Below are 19,413 nucleotides of genomic sequence, written 5' to 3' on the forward strand. Positions count from 1 at the left end.
ATTTTTGATAAGCCAATGATTTTTCGCATTATTCTTTTACTTTTTAAGGACTTGGTATTATCATTACTCGGTTTTTTTATTTTATAGAGAAAAGAGAAGCAGGGGAAACGATGCAACATCTGAACGAGCTTATTGAGAAAGCGAAATTAGCGATTGAATCCATTCAGGATAAAAGTTTAACGGCTTTGGATGAAATCCGTGTCGAATATTTTGGTAAGAAAGGGTATTTTACGCAATTAATGCAAGAGTTGCGTAATGTGTCAGCAGAAGAACGTCCTGCGATGGGCGCAAAAATTAACGAAGCAAAACAAGCTGCGTTAGAATTTTTAAATGCAAAAAAAACGGAGTGGGAACAGGCTGAACTTAACGCAAAATTAGAAAAAGAACGTGTAGATGTCAGTTTACCAGGTCGCAAAGTTGAAACAGGTGGCTTACACCCAGTTACCATGACGATTAATCGTGTAACAAAATTTTTCTCAGAACTTGGCTTTTCAGTTGAAAATGGCCCTGAAATTGAAAGTGATTATTACAACTTCGATGCGTTAAATATTCCTAAACATCACCCAGCACGTGCCGATCACGATACTTTTTGGTTTAATCCAGAATTATTACTCCGCACTCAAACTTCTGGCGTGCAAATTCGTACTATGGAAAAAATGCAGCCACCAATTCGCATTATGGCACCAGGACGTGTATATCGTAATGACTACGATCAAACGCACACGCCAATGTTCCATCAAATTGAACTACTTTATGTGGATAAAAAAGCAAATTTCACAGAATTAAAAGGCTTATTACACGATTTCTTACGCGCTTTCTTTGAAGAAGATTTACAAGTGCGTTTCCGTCCATCTTATTTCCCATTCACAGAGCCTTCAGCGGAAGTGGATGTGATGGGTAAAAATGGTAAATGGTTAGAAGTGTTGGGCTGCGGTATGGTGCACCCAAATGTGTTGCGTAATGTTGGTATTGATCCGAATGAATATTCTGGTTTTGCCGTGGGAATGGGCGTTGAGCGTTTAACAATGTTACGTTATAACGTAACAGATTTACGTTCGTTCTTTGAAAACGACTTACGTTTCTTAAAACAATTTAAGTAATTTCTCGGATTTGAATTAAAAGGATAACAACAAATGAAATTTAGTGAACAGTGGGTAAGAGAATGGGTGAACCCTGCGGTGTCCACCGAGCAATTATGCGAGCAAATTACCATGCTTGGCTTAGAAGTAGATGGCGTGGAAGCCGTTGCGGGTACATTTAATGGTGTCGTTGTTGGTGAAGTGGTGGAATGTGCACAACATCCAGATGCAGATAAATTACGTGTAACTAAAGTGAACGTAGGTGGTGATCGTTTATTGGATATCGTGTGTGGCGCAGCAAATTGTCGTCAAGGCTTAAAAGTGGCTTGCGCAACAGAAGGTGCGGTATTACCTGGCGATTTCAAAATTAAGAAAACGAAATTACGTGGTCAGCCATCAGAAGGGATGCTTTGTTCATTTTCTGAATTAGGTATTGATATTGAAGCGGACGGTATTATTGAATTGCCACTTGATGCACCAATTGGTACTGATTTACGTGAATATTTAGCTTTAGATGATAATGCCATCGAAATTAGCTTAACGCCAAACCGTGCAGATTGTTTGAGCATCGCAGGTATTGCGCGTGAAATTGGTGTGATAAATAAACAACTCGTAAATCAACCGCACTTTGAAGCAGTGCCAGCAACAATTTCTGATAAAGTTCAAATTGATTTACAAGCACCAGAAGCTTGCCCGCGTTATTTATTACGTGTGATAAAGAACGTCAATGTAAAAGCACCATCGCCAATGTGGATGCAAGAAAAATTGCGTCGTTGTGGTATTCGTTCTATCGATCCTATTGTCGATATTACTAACTATATTTTGCTTGAGTTTGGTCAGCCAATGCACGCGTTTGATGCAGCTAAAGTTACACAACCTGTTCAAGTTCGCTTCGCAAAAGAGGGAGAGGAATTAGTATTATTAGATGGCTCAACCGCAAAACTTCAATCAAATACGTTATTAATTGCTGACCAAAATGGGGCTTTAGCAATGGCAGGGATCTTTGGTGGTGCAATCAGTGGCGTGAATAGTGAAACGAAAGATGTGATTTTAGAATCCGCATTTTTCGCTCCATTAGCGATTGCAGGCCGTGCAAGACAATATGGTTTACATACTGATGCATCGCATCGTTTTGAACGTGGTGTGGATTTTGAATTAGCCCGTAAAGCAATGGAACGAGCAACCGCATTATTACTTGAAATCTGTGGTGGTGAAGCGGGTGAGATTTGTGAAGCAAGCAGTGAAACTCATCTTCCTAAAGTCAATACAGTTCAACTTCGCCGTAGTAAATTAGATGCACTTTTAGGTCATCATATTGAAACAGGAAGCGTAACGGAAATTTTGCACCGTCTTGGTTTTGATGTTACTTATGCAAATGATATTTGGACGGTAACTTCTGCAAGCTGGCGTTTTGATATTGAAATCGAAGAAGATTTAATTGAAGAAGTGGCGCGTATTTATGGTTATAACAGCATTCCAAACAATGCACCATTAGCGCATCTCCGCATGCGTGAGCACAAAGAATCTGATTTAGATTTAGCTCGAATTAAGACCGCACTTGTGGATGCAGATTATCAAGAAGCTATTACTTATAGCTTTGTGGATCCAAAAATTCAAAGTTTATTACATCCACAGCAAGAAGCACTTGTATTGCCAAACCCAATTTCTGTGGAAATGTCCGTAATGCGTGTGTCTTTAATGAGTGGTTTATTAGGTGCAGTGCTTTATAACCAAAATCGCCAACAATCTCGTGTTCGTTTATTTGAAACTGGATTGCGTTTTGTGCCAGATGCCAATGCTGAATTTAGCGTGCGTCAAGAATTTGTTTTAAGTGCGGTGATTACTGGAACTGTAAAATCTGAACATTGGGCCGGTAAAGCAGAGTCTGTAGATTTCTTTGATCTTAAAGGCGATTTAGAATCAGTACTTTCTTTAACAGAAGGGGGGAATAGAGTTCGTTTTGTTGCAAAACAATTTGATGCATTACATCCTGGTCAATCTGCTGCTATTGAATTAGATGGCCAAGAAATTGGTTTTATTGGTGCAATTCATCCATCTATTAGCCAAAAACTTGGCTTAAATGGCAAAACTTTTGTATTTGAAATTCTTTGGAATGCAATTGCAGCACGTAATGTGGTGCAAGCAAAAGAAATTTCTAAATTCCCAGCAAACCGTCGTGATTTAGCTTTAGTCCTAGCAGATAGCGTACCAGCAGGGGAATTGATCGCAGCATGTAAACAAGCAGGCGGCGAAAAATTGGTGCAAGTGAACTTGTTCGATGTATATCAAGGTGTGGGTGTTGCTGAAGGCTATAAGAGCTTAGCTATTAGCTTAACTGTCCAAGATAATGAAAAAACACTTGAAGATGAAGAAATTAATGCAGTGATTTCAGCAGTATTAGCGGAGGTAAAACAACGCTTTAATGCTGAATTAAGGGATTAATATGGCTACGATAACCAAAATTGATATTATTGAATATTTAAGCGATAAATATCACTTATCTAAACAAGATACGAAAAATGTGGTGGAGAACTTTTTAGAAGAGATTCGTTCATCGCTAGAATCTGGTCATGATGTAAAATTATCAGGATTTGGTAATTTTGAACTACGTGATAAGTCATCTCGCCCAGGGCGTAACCCGAAAACTGGTGATGTTGTGCCAGTTTCTGCTCGCCGAGTAGTGACATTTAAACCAGGGCAAAAGTTACGTGCTCGTGTAGAAAAAACTAAATAGCAAGGAACAAAAAGTGCGGTGAATTTCTACCGCACTTTTCATATGAAAAGGTATGAAAGTATATAAATCATTTTTAATCGCTATTGCCTCTCTTTTTTTATTCGCTTGTTCCAGTTTTCAAAACGATGATTATGCGATGAACTATAAAGGTCAAATCGGCGATCCTATTATGGCTATAGCCATGTTGAGCGAACAACAACATGAATGGGCGGGAACGCCTTATGTGCTCGGCGGTGTTTCACGTCGTGGGGTAGATTGTTCTGGTTTTGTGCAGAAAACCTTCCTCGATCGTTTTAATCTTCGTTTGCCAAGAAGTACAACTGAACAAGCCAATTATGGTAAACATGTACGCAAAGAAGATATTCAAACAGGTGATTTAATTTTCTTTAAAACTGGTCGAGGCCCTAATGGCTATCATGTGGGAATTTATGTAAAAGAAGACAAATTCCTTCATGCTTCCACCAGAGGGGGAGTTGTCTATTCTTCAATGAATAACCCTTATTGGTCGAAAGCCTTCTGGCAAGTCAGACGGATTTAAAAAGTATAATGCTGGAATTTTCCAGCATTTTTTATAATGATTTTTTTCAAATTTGGGAGATAAAATGTCCTCAAACTTAACCGCACTTCAAATTCAACTTGAAATTTTACGCCTTATTCCAAAAACACGTTTTATTACCGCAGAAGAAATCTTACAAAAACTTGCTGATATTGGTGTTCAACGTGATATTCGTTCAATTCAACGCCAGCTAGAAAGTTTGTCTCAACAGTTTGAAATTGAGCGTGATATGCGTGATAAACCTTATGGCTACCGATGGAAATCAAATGCTAAAGGCTTGGATTTACCAATTTTAAATGAACAGCAATCACTTGTGCTTATGCTTGCTAAACAATATCTCAATGGCATTTTGCCTTCTAGCATTATGAGCTCAATGGAAGTGTTCTTTCAACAGGCCGAATATAATTTAGTTTATGACAGCCATAAAAAATCGGGGGCAGAATGGCTTAATAAAGTTGCTATTGCGCCAACTAGTCAGCCGTTATTACCTGCCAAAATCAATCCAGAAATTTTTTCTCAAATTAGTACTGCACTTTATCAAAATCGATTTTTACAGGTGCATTATCGGAGTATTCACGGTAAAGAACATAAGGCACAGGTCAAGCCATTGGCTTTGGTACAACAAGGGCCAAGTAGCTATTTAGTCGCACAATATGAGAATGGCGATATTTTACACCTTGCTTTGCATCGTTTGCTTAAGGTAACAGTGAGTACAATGATATTTGAACGCCCTGATTTTAATTTGAAATCTTATGTAGAAAGCCAAAAGTTTGGTTTTACCTATGGTCGAAAAATCCGATTAACTTTCCGCATTAATAAAGATATTGGGGGATTTTTAACTGAAACACCATTATCAACAGATCAAACAGTGGAAGCCTTAGGGGAGGATTATGAAATTTCAGCAACAGTGATCGAAAGTCAAATGCTGGAGTGGTGGATAGCTCACTTTGGTGAAAATTATCAAGAAATTAAGCGTGTATATTTAGAAGAAACAGTATAACGACATAAATTGTCGCTTTGCGCTTTATGATAAATCTATCTGACGAGAGGACATTCAAATGAACCAGATTGTGTACATTGATATGGATAATGTGATGGTAGATTTTCCATCAGGTATTGCAAAACTAGATGATAAAACCAAGCGAGAATATGAAGGTCGATATGATGAAGTAGAGGGTATTTTTAGCTTAATGGAACCAATGCCAAACGCGATTTCTGCGGTGCATAAATTGATGAAGAAATATCATATTTATGTGCTTTCTACTGCGCCTTGGCATAATCCTTCCGCTTGGAGTGATAAAGTAAAATGGATTCAACATTATTTCGGTGAAGAAAAAGGTTCAGCCTTATACAAACGATTGATTTTATCCCATCATAAAAATCTCAACCAAGGTGATTATTTAATTGATGATCGCACTAAAAATGGTGCTGGCAAATTTCAAGGCGAACATGTTCATTTTGGTACAGAACAATTTGCTAATTGGAATTGTGTCTTATCTTACTTAGGCTGTGGACCTTTTACACCAAGTGATGTGTTGCAAGATTGTTTGAAAAAGCCAGCCGCCCTCGTGCAAGTTGAAACTGAGGAGCAAAGCCGAGTCATTGGTACTTTTGCGGATCGATATAAATGGCAAGTGTTTAATTTGGCATGTGTTTATGCGGATGAAACAGCAACCGAATACAAAACGGTCTATTTAATTATCAGCCCTTATCACAGTGATGAATTTAAATTGCGTATTGATGCCATGTGCGCTCATATTCAATCTGAATATGAAGTATTATTACACTCAAAATCACAGCTAAAACAATATTTCCAACGCCTTTCAGAGAAGCCATTCTTGCATATTGAAAGCTATACTTATCAACCCCTTTATAAAGCAGGGAATATTTTTGGCATGATGGCGAGAGATAGACAGGTTGATGAAATTTTAAGACAAAAAGGACCCTGAAAAATGACTTTGGAAAAGAAACCAATTTGTGTAGTGTTAACCGGTGCTGGCATAAGTGCCGAAAGTGGTATTCCTACTTTTAGAGCTGAAGATGGATTGTGGGCAGGGCATAAAGTAGAAGAAGTTTGCACGCCCGAAGCCTTGCAAAAGAACCGTGCGAAAGTGCTTGATTTCTATAACCAACGCCGTAAAAATGCGGCAGCAGCTAAGCCAAACGCTGCGCATCTCGCCTTAGTTGAACTAGAAAAAGCCTATGATGTGAGAATCATCACGCAAAATGTGGATGATTTACATGAACGTGCCGGCAGCTCGAAGGTGTTGCATTTACACGGTGAATTAAATAAAGCTCGCAGTAGCTTTGATGAAAGTTATATTGTGGATTGTTTTGGTGATCAGAAATTAGAAGATAAAGATCCAAATGGACACCCAATGCGCCCTTACATCGTCTTTTTTGGTGAAATGGTGCCGATGCTAGAACGAGCGGTTGATATTGTGGAACAAGCAGATGTTGTGTTAGTGATTGGCACTTCTTTACAAGTGTATCCAGCCAATGGCTTAGTCAATGAAGCCCCAAGAAAAGCGCCAATTTATCTGATTGATCCTAACCCAAATACAGGCTTTGTTCGTAAGCAAGTTATTGCAATAAAAGAAAAAGCAGGCGAGGGTGTGCCGAAAGTGGTGGCAGAGTTATTAGAGAACACCAAAAACTCATAGAAAAATGACCGCACTTTTCACATAAATAGCGAGTTTTATATCACTATACTGTATGACTGATGAATTAACGAGAAACGTATGCATCCAGTAATTGAATTTTATTTAGAACAAAGAAAAAGCCAACATAATTTATCTTTGCAAGATATGTGGGCAATGCCCAAAAGAATGATTGGCGATGCTTATTTTTATATTCCTTGGCTTTTACCTGTAACAGAAAGTTCAAAATGGAATCGTTCAGTACCGGTTTTTAACGAAGAAGACCTGGTTATTTTTATTGGAGATGAAGCAATTCAAAATAAATATTTACATTCTATTGATATTATTCTGGATTATTTCTATTTATACCGTGAATGTAATAAAATTTACCCTAAACCTGAATTAACTGAACGTAAAGTTTGGCTACGCAATATTGGGCATGAAAGTAAGAAGATTTCCCGCATCATTCGTAGTTTAAATTATTGCGGTCATCCTGAGTTGGCTAAAAGTTTACAGCAACTGGCAATAAAATTAGGTCAAGAAAAAGGCGTAATTCAAGAAGAAACAATGGAAATTTGGACAAATCTACTTAAACAATAAGGGTAAAATGATGGTAACAGAAGATTTTAAAAAAGTGGCAGTATCCTTCGCTGGAGGAGATGGCGGAAATCCTAACTCAGATGTTTGGTTTTGTGGGTTAGAATGGGGGATTGGTGATGAAGCTTCTCCTGATGATTTTTATAAGAAATTTAGTTTAAGCCCTAAATTAATACCGCACTCTTGGGTAGAGGATGATTTTGATGGTAGTTGGACTACTCAATATAATAGAAAAATATGTTGGTTTTTGTGGTACTACTACAATTTGGATTGGAAAAATGGAGAAAGTGCGGAGCATTTTGTTAAAAAATACGATGTGCTTTCCCCACAAGGTATTGGTTTCAAATTAAATATGCTACCAATCAATTTTAAAAATAGATCATCGATTAAATGGAATGAACAATTTATTAAGATGACTGGATTTGAAACATTCGATGAATATAGAGAGTGGTGCGTTCAAAATCGCGGTGCTTTTTATCGTCAACTTATAGATGAATGTAATCCTAAAGTTATTATTTGTACGGGAGTCACTGAAAAAGATAACTTCTTTAAGTTTTTTACTGGAGAAGCCGTATATGAAACTAAAGCGTTGAAAGAGTTTAATATCTTCTATCGCAAGTATAATGATACTTTAATTTGTGTTTGCCCATTTTTTGGTGGACCAAGTGGCATTAATTCTTACGACAAAATGGAAGCATTAGTAGAGTCAGTAAAAGAATTATGTAAATAATTTTTTTATTAAGTTTAACGTTGATAGATAAATAGCGACTTCGGTCGCTATTTATCATTGCTGATCTTGCTTATGTTTAAGCATATGCATAATAAGCCTAATGAGTGTTTCTTTTTGTTTCGGATCAGATTCTGCAACTAATAAAGTGAGCGCTGCAAGCCCAGTATCATTGATAACTGGATGCCCATTATGATCAAACAAACGCCCATTTCTATGTAAGAAATCTACAAATAAAAATGCACCGCTACGTTTATTACCATCTGAAAAAGGATGGTTCTTGACGACAAAATAAAGTAAATGTGCCGCTTTTGCTTCAATGCTTGGATAAGCGGGTTCACCAAATACACTTTGATCTAAATTGCCTAAAACCGCAGATAAGCCGTTATCTCGTGCACGTCCAAAGAGATCACTTGCTTCACCTTTTGCCATCAGCTGTGATTTTAACTCTGCTAGTGCAGAACAAGCCTCAGCATAAGTCGGTAATGTACCGCCTTGCTGTGTTTGTGGTTCGGCAAGTAAACCTTCATCATATTGTTGTAGCCATAAAAACGTATGCGTATAACGGCTGACAATATCCACTAATCCACGACCACTTTCTAGCGTTAATTCCGCTGAATTTGCCGTTTTTTGAATAAGTGCAAGTGCTTGTTCTAATTCGTGAGCATTTTGCTGTAAACGTTTTTGGTTAATGGCATAGCCTTGAGTCAGATATTCTTTTAAACGTGCAGTTGCCCAAATTCTAAATTTAGTACCTAAAATAGAATTAACTCTATAACCGACAGATATAATTACATCAAGATTATAGTATTCGATTGTTCGATTAATTTGTCTTTTGCCTTCAATTTGAACTGTTGCATTTTTTGCAACAGTTGCTTCTCTATTTAACTCACCATCAGTATAGATATTTCGTAAGTGACGTGAAATAACTGACTTATCTCGCCCAAATAAATCAGCCATTTGCTGTAAACTTAGCCAAACGGTGTCATTTTCAAATCTCACTTCTACTTGCGTTGTGCCATCTTGAGCTTGGTAAATTTCAATCGGATTTTGATGATTCATATTCTTTTCCTTAACAAAGTTACATGTATATATAACCAGATAAATATACATATTGCAATAAGGATAATCTTATTTGTAAAAGATCTTTTAAAAATAACCGCTTTCAACATTCGCAAACGACACAAGTTGTCGCATCCTTTCATATAATTTTTCCATAAAGAGAAATTCTTTACTTCTTACATATTTATAAAAGCCTTTAATTAAGAAAAAGGAGCAAATAATGGCAATGAAAGTAATTATGGCAAGAGATCCACTTTTTGAGGATGTAAAAAAATTTGTGCAACAACAAAAAGTTGCATCTTGTTCAATGATTCAGCGCAGATTTATGTTGGGTTTTAATCGAGCTGGACAAATTTTAGAACAGTTGGAACAAGCGGGTATTATTTCACCAATGAAAAATGGACAGAGAAAAGTATTATGAAAAATGATTTAAATTATGCAGTAGAACTTATTCGCAAAGCGGATGGCATTTTAATTACAGCTGGTGCGGGTATGAGCGTGGATTCTGGGCTACCCGATTTCCGCAGCGTTGGTGGATTTTGGAATGCTTATCCTATGTTTAAAGAACATAATATATCTTTTGAAGACATCGCGACGCCACTAGCTTATAAGCATAATCAGGAACTTGCCTATTGGTTTTATGGGCATCGATTAGTTCAATACCGAAATACTATTCCTCACGAAGGGTATCAGATTTTAAAACGTTGGGCGGGAGCTAAATCTCACGGATATTTCGTTTTTACCAGTAATGTGGATGGGCATTTTCAAAAGGCTGGTTTTGATGATAGCCATGTTTATGAAGTACACGGTACTTTGGAGCGTCTTCAGTGTGTCAATAATTGTCGAGGATTAAGTTGGTCTGCATCAAGTTTTCAACCTGCCGTGGATAATGAAAACTTATGTTTAACCAGTGAAAAACCACATTGTCCTTATTGCGGAGGCTTAGCCCGTCAAAATGTGTTGATGTTTGACGATTGGAGTTATACAAGTCAGTATCAGGATTTCAAAAAGCTACGGTTAGATTCATGGCTAAAAGAAGTTGAGAATTTGGTAGTAATTGAGCTAGGTGCGGGCAAAGCAATTCCAACGGTTCGATATTTTTCCGAACGCACGGCAAAAGCCAAGAAAGCCGGTTTTATTCGCATTAATCCGCAAGACGGTGGCGTATCAAAACATCATTTTTTAGGGCTGGATATGACCGCACTTGAGGCTTTAAAAGCAATAGATGCTTTATTGAATCAATCAACATAAGGAAACCAATATGAAAAATGTCTGCCAAATCACTTTTTGTCAGCAAATTGGAAAAAATAAAAGGCACAATCAAGATGCCCTTTTTAATGGCGAGGCGGTGTTTCAATATAAACTCAAAACGGCTGAAAAACGCCTTGAAAACCGACCGCACTTTATTGTGGGTGTGGCAGATGGTATTTCCAATAGTAATCTACCTGAAAAAGCGAGCAAATTGGCTATGCAATTATTAAGCCAAATGGAAAGTATAAACCGTCAAACGATCTACGATTTACAATCCAGTTTATCAGCAGAATTGGCTGAGGATTATTTTGGCTCAGCAACCACGTTTGTGGCAGCTGAGATTGACCAAATAACTCGTAAAACCAAAATTCTCAGCGTAGGCGATAGTCGTGCTTATTTAATTGACGCCCAAGGTAAATGGCAACAGATTACCCAAGATCATTCAATTCTTTCTGAATTATTGGCTGATTTTCCCGATAAAAAAGAGGAAGATTTCGCCACTATTTATGGTGGCGTTTCTTCTTGTTTAATCGCCGATTATTCCGAATTTCAAGAGAAAATTTTTTATCAAGAAATTGAAATTCAACAAGGGGAAAGTTTATTACTTTGTTCTGACGGCTTGACCGACGGGCTTTCAGATGAAATGCGCGAAAAAATTTGGCAGAAATATCCCGATGATAAATATCGCCTTACGGTTTGCCGCAAGATGATTGAGAAGCAATCGTTTTCGGATGATTTATCGGTTATAATCTGTGCATTTTGATTTATATTATAAAAATATTCTAAGGAGCCCAAATTATTATGAGTGAAGAAAAAGCAAAAATACTCAAGATTAAAGATGTATTTGATTTGAAGTTGAGCATTCCTGATTATCAAAGACCATACAAATGGACAGTTAAAAATGTTCAGCAGCTGATTGATGATTTACTTACGCATTTCCGTGATAGTAAAGTTTATCGAATTGGTACAATTGTTTTATATAAAAATGGAGGTAAGTCTGAAATAGTTGATGGACAACAGAGACTTACTACGCTATCGCTATTGCTTTACAAATTGGGGAAGAAAGACATCTTATTTTTAAATGAGGAATTTAATCATAGTATTAGCAAGTTTAATATTTTTGAAAATTATAGATTTATTAATAGCTACAATTTCCCTGAAGGATTTCAAGAATATATTCTAAAAATATGTGAAATGGTTCGTATTGAACTTGATGATTTAGATGAAGCTTTTCAGTTTTTTGATTCACAAAATTCAAAAGGGAAACCTTTAGAGTCTTATGATTTGCTTAAAGCGTATCATTTACGAGAAATGAAAGATAAGCCAAAAGAGATTATCCATCATTGTGTTGAACGTTGGGAGAAATCTGCACTTTCTCAAGAAATCAATAATTTAGATAAAATTATCAACTATATTCTTTTTAGATTACGCCGATGGCACTATCAAGAAAGCGGAGAGGTTTTTACATCGGACGAGCTAGAGACATTTAAAGGCGTATCAGAAAGTACTAACTATCCTTATCTTAGCCCACTGTTTGCAACAAAGGTTGTAGAAAAATTAGCACAACAAAATCCTATGTTTTATCATCCAAGATTTGTGAGAACAAATTTTCAAACAATACAAACTCTAATAAATGGTGAGCAATTTTTTGATTATGTTCAGTATTATGCTGAACTCTATGAAAAATTATTCAAAGAAGGAATTGGACTTGTTGATAAAGTGACAAAAATTAACGGTAAAGATCTAGGAAAAGGCGTAAATACTTTTCTCAATAATCAAGATCATTGCTATCGAGTAGGTGATAAGTATTTAAAAAATTTATTTGAATGTATAGTGTTATTCTATTTTGATAAGTTTGGTGAAATATATTTAGATGAATTTATAAATAAAGCATTTTTATGGGTTTATCGAATTCGTTTTGAATATCAGCGTATTACTTTCAAAACTATAGAAGATGAAGCTCACTCAAAAAATGGATTATTTAATCATATAGAGAAATCCTCTACACCAATACAAGTGCTGAGATATACCTCAGCAATACGTGAAGATAAGTTTAGTAATATAGATAATAAAATAAAGGAAGTTTTTGAGGTAAAAAATGAGCAATGCTAAAGAATATGTAAAAACATTAACCGTGTCTGATTTATTTGATAATGAGAATAAATGTAACTATATTATTCCAATCTACCAACGTAATTATGCTTGGGGTGACGATGAAATTAGTTCATTACTTCAAGATATAAAAAATGCTTGTGAAAAAAATAAAGAACAAAATAAAAATTATTATATTGGAAGCTTAGTTGTTTATTGCCGAGAAAATGGTGATTTTGAAGTAATTGATGGCCAGCAAAGACTAACAACACTTACGTTAATAATGCATCATCTTGGTAAGTTAAGTTTTAGAAATGTTTTTTTTGAACATCGAGATGAATCTCAACAAGCATTATCCAATCTTAATTCTGGAAAATTACCAAGTAATTTTTTACAAGCATTAAAAACAATTAGGAAAGTAATTGATGAATGGGGAAATAATAAAGATGAAATTGTAAAATTCCTTTTAGATAAAGTTGAAATTATCCGAACTGAAGTGCCAGAGGGAACAGATTTAAACCATTATTTTGAAATTATGAATACCCGTGGAGAACAGCTTGAAAAACATGAAGTTTTAAAAGCCCGTTTAATGAAGAAATTATCGGGAGATATTGAAAAATCATTGTTTGCTAAGATTTGGGATGCTTGTTCAGATATGAGTCGTTATGCTGTAATGGGGTTTGATTCTAAAATAAGAGGAGTAATATTTAGTAATAAATGGTCAGAAAAACCAAAATGCTTTATGGAAATAATTCAAGATATTGAAGAATACAATAAGGAAGTTGAAAAGAAGAATAAGGATGAAAATAAGAAATCACCTATTATCAATATACAAGGAGATGTAGATGGTATAAAGATTTTAGATCTTATTAATGGAAGTAAAAATAGTGGGGTTAATAAAAATGACTTTGTAGATAAATATGATGGTGGTTTTACTCCTGTTATTGACTTTCCTAATTTATTAATGCATGTTTTAAGAATTTATTTAGAAATGACTGATAAATGCGGAGATTTTACAAAAATAGTGCCGTTAGATGAAAAATACTTATTAAATTCTTTTGAAGGACAAATTAAAGATGGTGAAGCTGTTAGAAAATTTATTTATGTTTTATTGATTTGTCGCTATCTTTTTGATTGCTATGTTATCAAATCTAACACAATTAGAACTGGGGAAGAAAACTGGTCCTTATGGGCAGTTATGCCTAATGATTCAAGTTATTACTATAAAAATACATTTGGTAATAATACTGAAAGTAAAAATGATGAAGAGTTAGATAATTCTGGTGATACTAAAACTAAAATAGTGGTTATGTTGCTTTCAATGTTCCATGTCTCTAACCCGTCTCGTATTTACAAAAACTGGTTGTATGCTGTATTACGTTGGTTATTTAATAATAAGGATAATATAACTCCTGATAACTATATTCATTTTCTAGAAGAACTTTGTGATAAATTCTATTTTGGGAATAACTGCCAAGGAAAAGATATTACAGAGATTATATTAGATAAAGTGGAAGTAGAATTTGAATTTAACTTAGGAAGTAAAGAAAGTTCGGGGTATAAAGAAAATTGGGATGATGGAGTAAATGTCCCTAACTTCGTATTTAATCGATTAGATTATCAATTATGGAGATTTCCTCAAAGCGTAGAATTTTTGTCAAAAAATGACGATTGGTTAACTGATAATACTAAAGATGCTATTTGGAAAAAATTTAGATTTACCTTTAGAAGTTCGGTAGAACATCATTATCCACAACATCCTATAGATGGTCATACAATTAAAGAAATTGATATGTTCGGCAATTTGTATTTATTATCTCAAAGTAAAAATTCTCGTTTAAGTAATTTAACTCCTGTAGCAAAGCGCGATATTATTAAAACATGGAAGAATTGCGATAGTCTAAAACAAGTCATAATGATGAGTCATCATAAATGGGGGGAAGACGAGATAAAAGTGCATGGAGAAAAAATGCTCACTATTCTAAATCGACCTTTATCCAAAACTGATTCCTAACGACACCTTTTGTCGCATTTCTCACTAAAATACTCCTTACTAACCCAGTAAGGAGTATTTTTTTTATGTCTGAATATAAATTAAACCCACCGACAGTGTCTTCTTATACTGAAAATATGATGCTTAAAGTTTTATTTGAGCATAAAGGTTTTTCCGAAGTGTTTCGGGAGACTAGCTGGCGAAGTGATGAAATTGCCAGTGCGTTTGGGCTGCCTGAAGAATTAGAGAATGATAAAAATCTACGCACGGTTGCTCGTCAGCTTTTAAAAGAGCGGTATAAAACACTCCAAAAATCCACCGCACTTTTACCGGAGTTATGGAAACAGGCGTATGAAAATTTGGTAACGTTGGCAGAATTTTTGCAGCTGAATCCCGTTGAACAAGAACTTCTCCGCTTTGCCATGCATTTACGCAGTGAAGGAGCTATGCGAGATTTGTTTGGCTACTTGCCGAAATCGGATTTACAAAGACGGCTGCGATTATGGCGGATTTACTTAAACAGCCGAAAAATCAGATTCTATCTGCCTTAAAGAAAGGCAGTAAACTCGATGCTTATGGCCTGATTGATCGCGATTATCGCCCCGATAGTGTGCATGATTATTTAGATTGGGGCGAAACCTTAGATTTTGATGAATTTGTGACACAACCATTAAATGAAAACGTCCTATTAAAATCTTGTACAGAAGTCGCTCAAGTGCCAAGTTTGCAACTGGATGATTTTGCCCATATTGCCGGCATGAAAGAGATGATGTTGACCTATTTGCAAAAGGCACTAAAACATCATCAGAAAGGTGTGAATCTTTTAATTTATGGTGTGCCCGGCACTGGTAAAACAGAATTCGCCGGGTTGCTTGCACAGGCGTTGGGGATTTCGGCGTATAACATTACTTACATGGATTCTGACGGAGATGTTGTGGAGGCAGAGCAACGCCTGAATTACAGCCGTCTTGCTCAAACGTTATTAAACGGCAAGCAGGCACTTTTAATTTTTGATGAAATTGAAGATGTGTTTAACGGCTCGTTTATGGAGCGTTCTGTTGCACAAAAAATAAAGCCTGGACAAATCAGTTATTGGAAAACAATAACGTGCGATGATTTGGTTATCTAACTCTGTTTCGGGCATAGATCCTGCTTTTTTACGCCGCTTTTGATTTTATTTTAGAAATGCCAGATTTGCCGTTGAAAAATAAGTCAGCACTGATTACGCAACTGACTGAGGGAAAATTAAGTCCGGCCTATGTGCAGCATTTTGCTAAAGTGCGGTCATTAACGCCAGCGATTTTAAGCCGCACAATTCGGGTGGCAAAGGAACTCAATACACCAAATTTTGCTGAGACTTTGCTCATGATGTTTAATCAAACGTTAAAATCGCAAAATAAACCGAAAATTGAACCGCTTGTTTTAGGCAAAGCCGACTACAACTTGGATTATGTGGCTTGTAACGACAATATTCATCGTATAAGTGAAGGGTTAAAAAAGTCGAAAAAGGACGAATTTGTTGCTATGGCCCGCCGGGAACAGGAAAAACTGCTTGGGCAGCGTGGCTTGCGGAACAGTTGGACATGCCGCTGTTGCTAAGACAAGGCTCTGATCTGCTTAATCCTTATGTGGGCGGGACAGAACGGAATATCGCACAAGCTTTTGAGCAAGCGAAAGCCGATAATGCACTATTGGTGTTAGATGAAGTAGATACGTTCTTATTTTCTAGAGAAGGGGCAAATCGAAGCTGGGAGCGTTCGCAAGTGAATGAAATGCTAACACAAATTGAACGCTTTGAAGGGCTGATGGTGGTATCAACAAATTTAATTGAGGTGCTTGATCCAGCAGCCTTACGCCGTTTTGATTTAAAATTGAAGTTTGATTATTTAACGCTCAAACAACGCTTAGATTTTGCTAAACAACAAGCGGAAATTTTAGGGTTGCCGTTGTTATCAGAAGAGGATTTAAGTCAGATTGAATCGCTTAATTTGCTGACGCCTGGAGATTTTGCTGCAGTGGCTCGTCGTCACCAATTTTCCCCTTTTCAAAAGGTGCAAGATTGGCTGAGCGCATTACAAGGTGAATGTGAAGTGAAGCCAGCGTTTTCTGCAACAACAAGACGAATAGGATTCTAATAAGCCATATAACAATGCATAATTTATTCTATGATTCACAATATAACAGCATCAAAAAAGAGATGTTGGAAGAAATGCATGCTGAGATGAAACGTTTAAATGATCCACTGGAAAATTGGGTTTATCGAATTATTGACGAAATTTAACCAAAGTCGTAGATTAAGGGCGTATCTAATACGCCCTTTGTTATCTCTGAACCTTTAAAATTATAGGAATAAATATGAAAACAACATTACTAAAAATACTGACACCAGAACTTCATCTTGTTCAACATAATGATATTCCCATTCTTCATCTAAAACACGCTGTTGGAACAGCAAAAATCGCCTTACAAGGCGCGCAACTTCTTAGCTGGCAACCACAAGGCGTGGCTCAAGATGTATTATGGCTAAGTGAAGTAGAACCATTCGAAAATGGCAACGCTATTCGTGGGGGAGTGCCGATTTGTTATCCTTGGTTTGGTGGTGTAAAACAACCTGCACACGGCACAGCTCGTATTCGTTTATGGCAGTTAAGTCATTATGATATTTCAGCCCATAAAGTGCGGTTAGAATTTGACTTGTTTTCTGATTTAAATATTATCGAAGCTAAAATTGTAATGGTGTTCACAAACAAATGTCATTTAACTTTTACACATTATGGCGAAGAACCTGCACAAGCAGCGTTGCATACCTATTTCAATATTGGGGATATTAATCAAGTGGAAGTACAAGGTTTACCTGAAACTTGTTTTAATAGCTTAAACCAACAACAAGAAAACGTTCCGTCACCGCGTCACATTTCTGAAAATGTTGATTGCATTTATTCCGCAGAAAAAATGCAGAATCAAATCCTAGATAAAAGTTTCAATCGTACGATTGCACTGCATCATCATAATGCAAGCCAATTTGTCCTTTGGAATCCTTGGCACAAGAAAACGAGTGGAATGACTGAAACAGGCTATCAAACAATGTTGTGCCTAGAAACTGCACGTATTCATCAATTGCTTGAATTTGGCGAAAGTTTAAGTGTAGAAATTTCCCTTAGAGGCTAAATTTTGTTGCATAAGTGGTGTGAATACTATAGAATCCGCAAGGTTTTTCCCGTTCCTTACGGGCAACAAATTTGAAATCTTTTATTTTTAGCGAAAAGATTTTTACTATTAACCAATAGAAGGAATACGATTATTAAAACCGTAAAAAAAGCGCCGGCAGTAAATCGCCCAAACCGTATCAATGAAGAGATTCGTGTAAAAGAAGTTCGTTTAATTGACCAAAATGGGGAACAAGCAGGAATTGTTTCTATTCAACAAGCCCTAGAAATGGCAGAGCAAGCAGAACTTGATCTTGTTGAAATTAGCCCAAATGCTGAACCGCCTGTTTGCCGTATTATGAACTACGGTAAATTCCTTTACGAAAAAAGTAAAACCGCTAAAGAACAAAAGAAAAAACAAAAAGTTGTCCAAGTTAAAGAAATTAAATTTCGCCCAGGCACTGATGAAGGCGATTATCAAGTTAAATTACGTAGCTTAATCCGTTTCTTAGAAGACGGTGACAAAGCAAAAATTACCGTGCGTTTCCGTGGTCGTGAAATGGCTCACCAAGACATTGGCTTTGATGTCCTAGAGCGCGTAAAAAATGATTTAGCTGAAATTTCTGTCGTTGAATCTGCACCAGGTAAATTAGAAGGCCGTCAGGCTGTAATGGTGTTAGCTCCGAAGAAAAAATAAGAATTTTGCTGAGATTTCTCAGCAAATCTTTTTGTTTAAGTTTGACTTAAATGAAAAGACAACTGCATGTTGGGCACACTACGCAGCCTAACTGCTTTTGAAAAGGCAATTTAATTTGCCTTATGATGGAAATGATCAGTGCTTCCAAGTAACTTTTTAAGTTCGCCTGATTATGTTGTTTTAAACGAAAAATGCGGAGTTATTTTAACAATGCCTAAAATCAAAACAGTACGCGGCGCAGCGAAGCGCTTCAAAAAAACTGCTTCTGGTGGTTTCAAGCGTAAACAATCTCACTTACGTCATATTTTGACTAAAAAAACAACTAAACGTAAACGTCATTTACGTCATAAATCAATGGTTGCGAAAGCAGACCAAGTTTTAGTAGTAGCTTGCTTACCATACGCATAAGCCGTTATTTAAGCAAAACGTACGATTAGTTCATTTTAGAAAAATATTACATAGGAGATTAAATAATGGCTCGTGTAAAACGTGGTGTTATTGCAAGAGCACGCCATAAGAAAGTTCTTAAGGCTGCTAAAGGTTATTATGGTGCACGTTCACGCGTGTATCGCGTTGCTTTCCAAGCGGTGATCAAAGCTGGTCAATACGCATATCGTGACCGTCGTCAACGTAAACGTCAATTCCGTCAATTATGGATTGCACGTATCAACGCTGCAGCGCGTCAAAATGGTTTATCTTACAGCAAATTTATCAACGGATTGAAAAAAGCATCTGTTGAAATCGACCGTAAGATTCTTGCTGATATCGCTGTATTCGACAAAGTAGCGTTCGCTGCATTAGTTGAAAAAGCAAAATCTGCACTTTAATTTTTTAAAGTTTA

General features: G+C 36.4%; 19 protein-coding genes and 2 pseudogenes. 20 read left to right on the forward strand and 1 reads right to left on the reverse strand.

What is annotated here, in order from left to right:
- Positions 1 to 110 precede the first annotated feature (110 nt).
- From pheS to K6J66_RS06745, 9 genes are all read left to right on the forward strand, one after another.
- Positions 111 to 1,100, forward strand: coding sequence for a phenylalanine--tRNA ligase subunit alpha (gene pheS, locus K6J66_RS06705; RefSeq protein ID WP_005689632.1), 990 nt, complete (start codon positions 111 to 113; stop codon positions 1,098 to 1,100).
- 33 nt (positions 1,101 to 1,133) lie between these two features.
- Positions 1,134 to 3,521, forward strand: coding sequence for a phenylalanine--tRNA ligase subunit beta (pheT, locus tag K6J66_RS06710; protein WP_110442679.1), 2,388 nt, complete (start codon positions 1,134 to 1,136; stop codon positions 3,519 to 3,521).
- 1 nt (position 3,522) lies between these two features.
- Entirely contained in the window at positions 3,523 to 3,813 is a 291-nt protein-coding gene (locus K6J66_RS06715; protein ID WP_005631730.1) for an integration host factor subunit alpha, read from the forward strand.
- A 52-nt stretch (positions 3,814 to 3,865) separates the two neighbouring features.
- Positions 3,866 to 4,351 (forward strand): NlpC/P60 family protein, encoded by a 486-nt coding sequence (locus K6J66_RS06720; RefSeq protein WP_038439766.1) that lies wholly within the window; start codon positions 3,866 to 3,868, stop codon positions 4,349 to 4,351.
- 64 nt (positions 4,352 to 4,415) lie between these two features.
- Positions 4,416 to 5,369: a helix-turn-helix transcriptional regulator gene (locus tag K6J66_RS06725; protein WP_038439767.1), complete on the forward strand. Its 954-nt coding sequence runs from the start codon at positions 4,416 to 4,418 to the stop codon at positions 5,367 to 5,369.
- 58 nt (positions 5,370 to 5,427) lie between these two features.
- Positions 5,428 to 6,318 (forward strand): 5' nucleotidase, NT5C type, encoded by an 891-nt coding sequence (locus tag K6J66_RS06730; RefSeq protein ID WP_038439768.1) that lies wholly within the window; start codon positions 5,428 to 5,430, stop codon positions 6,316 to 6,318.
- Positions 6,319 to 6,321: 3 nt separating this feature from the next.
- Positions 6,322 to 7,032 (forward strand): SIR2 family NAD-dependent protein deacylase, encoded by a 711-nt coding sequence (locus tag K6J66_RS06735; RefSeq protein WP_038439769.1) that lies wholly within the window; start codon positions 6,322 to 6,324, stop codon positions 7,030 to 7,032.
- A gap of 78 nt (positions 7,033 to 7,110) precedes the next feature.
- Complete coding sequence (locus tag K6J66_RS06740) at positions 7,111 to 7,608, forward strand: opioid growth factor receptor-related protein (protein ID WP_038439770.1); 498 nt, start codon at positions 7,111 to 7,113, stop codon at positions 7,606 to 7,608.
- Between the two features lie 10 nt (positions 7,609 to 7,618).
- Positions 7,619 to 8,335, forward strand: a complete 717-nt coding sequence (locus K6J66_RS06745; protein ID WP_038439772.1) for a hypothetical protein — start codon at positions 7,619 to 7,621, stop codon at positions 8,333 to 8,335.
- 54 nt (positions 8,336 to 8,389) lie between these two features.
- Here the strand turns inward: K6J66_RS06745 and K6J66_RS06750 are convergent, their stop codons facing one another.
- Positions 8,390 to 9,394, reverse strand: a complete 1,005-nt coding sequence (locus K6J66_RS06750; RefSeq protein WP_038439773.1) for a virulence RhuM family protein/type II toxin-antitoxin system death-on-curing family toxin — start codon at positions 9,392 to 9,394, stop codon at positions 8,390 to 8,392.
- A gap of 220 nt (positions 9,395 to 9,614) precedes the next feature.
- Here K6J66_RS06750 and K6J66_RS06755 point away from each other — a divergent pair, with 220 nt between their 5' ends.
- From K6J66_RS06755 to rplT, 11 genes and pseudogenes are all read left to right on the forward strand, one after another.
- The gene (locus K6J66_RS06755; RefSeq protein WP_038439774.1) at positions 9,615 to 9,815 is read left to right on the forward strand and encodes a DNA translocase FtsK; all 201 of its coding nucleotides are present in this window, start codon (positions 9,615 to 9,617) and stop codon (positions 9,813 to 9,815) included.
- Positions 9,812 to 10,645, forward strand: coding sequence for an SIR2 family NAD-dependent protein deacylase (locus K6J66_RS06760; RefSeq protein WP_038439775.1), 834 nt, complete (start codon positions 9,812 to 9,814; stop codon positions 10,643 to 10,645). The genes K6J66_RS06755 and K6J66_RS06760 overlap by 4 nt, the downstream gene beginning before the upstream one ends.
- Before the next feature lie 10 nt (positions 10,646 to 10,655).
- On the forward strand, positions 10,656 to 11,408 hold the full coding sequence (locus tag K6J66_RS06765; RefSeq protein WP_038439776.1) for a PP2C family protein-serine/threonine phosphatase: 753 nt from the start codon (positions 10,656 to 10,658) through the stop codon (positions 11,406 to 11,408).
- Between the two features lie 38 nt (positions 11,409 to 11,446).
- On the forward strand, positions 11,447 to 12,757 hold the full coding sequence (locus K6J66_RS06770) for a DUF262 domain-containing protein (RefSeq protein WP_038439777.1): 1,311 nt from the start codon (positions 11,447 to 11,449) through the stop codon (positions 12,755 to 12,757).
- Positions 12,744 to 14,750, forward strand: a complete 2,007-nt coding sequence (locus K6J66_RS06775) for a GmrSD restriction endonuclease domain-containing protein (protein WP_110442680.1) — start codon at positions 12,744 to 12,746, stop codon at positions 14,748 to 14,750. The genes K6J66_RS06770 and K6J66_RS06775 overlap by 14 nt, the downstream gene beginning before the upstream one ends.
- 65 nt (positions 14,751 to 14,815) lie before the next feature.
- Positions 14,816 to 16,864, forward strand: a pseudogene (locus K6J66_RS06780) (AAA family ATPase).
- Positions 16,865 to 16,878: 14 nt separating this feature from the next.
- A pseudogene (locus K6J66_RS06785) lies at positions 16,879 to 17,010 on the forward strand (sulfatase/phosphatase domain-containing protein); the annotation flags it as partial.
- 74 nt (positions 17,011 to 17,084) lie between these two features.
- Complete coding sequence (locus tag K6J66_RS06790) at positions 17,085 to 17,897, forward strand: D-hexose-6-phosphate mutarotase (RefSeq protein WP_038439780.1); 813 nt, start codon at positions 17,085 to 17,087, stop codon at positions 17,895 to 17,897.
- Between the two features lie 177 nt (positions 17,898 to 18,074).
- A complete protein-coding gene (gene infC, locus K6J66_RS06795; RefSeq protein WP_425287140.1) occupies positions 18,075 to 18,572 on the forward strand; it encodes a translation initiation factor IF-3 in 498 nt (165 codons plus the stop codon).
- Positions 18,573 to 18,782: 210 nt separating this feature from the next.
- Positions 18,783 to 18,980, forward strand: coding sequence for a 50S ribosomal protein L35 (gene rpmI / locus K6J66_RS06800; protein WP_005596065.1), 198 nt, complete (start codon positions 18,783 to 18,785; stop codon positions 18,978 to 18,980).
- A gap of 65 nt (positions 18,981 to 19,045) precedes the next feature.
- Complete coding sequence (gene rplT, locus K6J66_RS06805; RefSeq protein WP_005596075.1) at positions 19,046 to 19,399, forward strand: 50S ribosomal protein L20; 354 nt, start codon at positions 19,046 to 19,048, stop codon at positions 19,397 to 19,399.
- Positions 19,400 to 19,413 lie beyond the last annotated feature (14 nt).

The organism is Haemophilus influenzae (genome assembly GCF_019703545.1).
Taxonomy (GTDB): domain Bacteria; phylum Pseudomonadota; class Gammaproteobacteria; order Enterobacterales; family Pasteurellaceae; genus Haemophilus; species Haemophilus influenzae_E.

Excerpts from the sequence above, each read along its gene's own strand:
- K6J66_RS06755 (WP_038439774.1), top strand. The coding sequence starts at position 9,615 with ATGGCAATGAAAGTAATTATGGCAAGAGATCCACTTTTTGAGGATGTA.
- rplT (WP_005596075.1), top strand. The coding sequence starts at position 19,046 with ATGGCTCGTGTAAAACGTGGTGTTATTGCAAGAGCACGCCATAAGAAA.
- K6J66_RS06765 (WP_038439776.1), top strand. The coding sequence starts at position 10,656 with ATGAAAAATGTCTGCCAAATCACTTTTTGTCAGCAAATTGGAAAAAAT.
- K6J66_RS06750 (WP_038439773.1), bottom strand. The coding sequence starts at position 9,394 with ATGAATCATCAAAATCCGATTGAAATTTACCAAGCTCAAGATGGCACA.
- pheS (WP_005689632.1), top strand. The coding sequence starts at position 111 with ATGCAACATCTGAACGAGCTTATTGAGAAAGCGAAATTAGCGATTGAA.
- K6J66_RS06770 (WP_038439777.1), top strand. The coding sequence starts at position 11,447 with ATGAGTGAAGAAAAAGCAAAAATACTCAAGATTAAAGATGTATTTGAT.
- K6J66_RS06720 (WP_038439766.1), top strand. The coding sequence starts at position 3,866 with ATGAAAGTATATAAATCATTTTTAATCGCTATTGCCTCTCTTTTTTTA.
- K6J66_RS06725 (WP_038439767.1), top strand. The coding sequence starts at position 4,416 with ATGTCCTCAAACTTAACCGCACTTCAAATTCAACTTGAAATTTTACGC.
- K6J66_RS06735 (WP_038439769.1), top strand. The coding sequence starts at position 6,322 with ATGACTTTGGAAAAGAAACCAATTTGTGTAGTGTTAACCGGTGCTGGC.
- rpmI (WP_005596065.1), top strand. The coding sequence starts at position 18,783 with ATGCCTAAAATCAAAACAGTACGCGGCGCAGCGAAGCGCTTCAAAAAA.
- K6J66_RS06760 (WP_038439775.1), top strand. The coding sequence starts at position 9,812 with ATGAAAAATGATTTAAATTATGCAGTAGAACTTATTCGCAAAGCGGAT.
- K6J66_RS06745 (WP_038439772.1), top strand. The coding sequence starts at position 7,619 with ATGGTAACAGAAGATTTTAAAAAAGTGGCAGTATCCTTCGCTGGAGGA.
- K6J66_RS06715 (WP_005631730.1), top strand. The coding sequence starts at position 3,523 with ATGGCTACGATAACCAAAATTGATATTATTGAATATTTAAGCGATAAA.
- K6J66_RS06775 (WP_110442680.1), top strand. The coding sequence starts at position 12,744 with ATGAGCAATGCTAAAGAATATGTAAAAACATTAACCGTGTCTGATTTA.
- pheT (WP_110442679.1), top strand. The coding sequence starts at position 1,134 with ATGAAATTTAGTGAACAGTGGGTAAGAGAATGGGTGAACCCTGCGGTG.
- K6J66_RS06740 (WP_038439770.1), top strand. The coding sequence starts at position 7,111 with ATGCATCCAGTAATTGAATTTTATTTAGAACAAAGAAAAAGCCAACAT.
- K6J66_RS06730 (WP_038439768.1), top strand. The coding sequence starts at position 5,428 with ATGAACCAGATTGTGTACATTGATATGGATAATGTGATGGTAGATTTT.
- K6J66_RS06790 (WP_038439780.1), top strand. The coding sequence starts at position 17,085 with ATGAAAACAACATTACTAAAAATACTGACACCAGAACTTCATCTTGTT.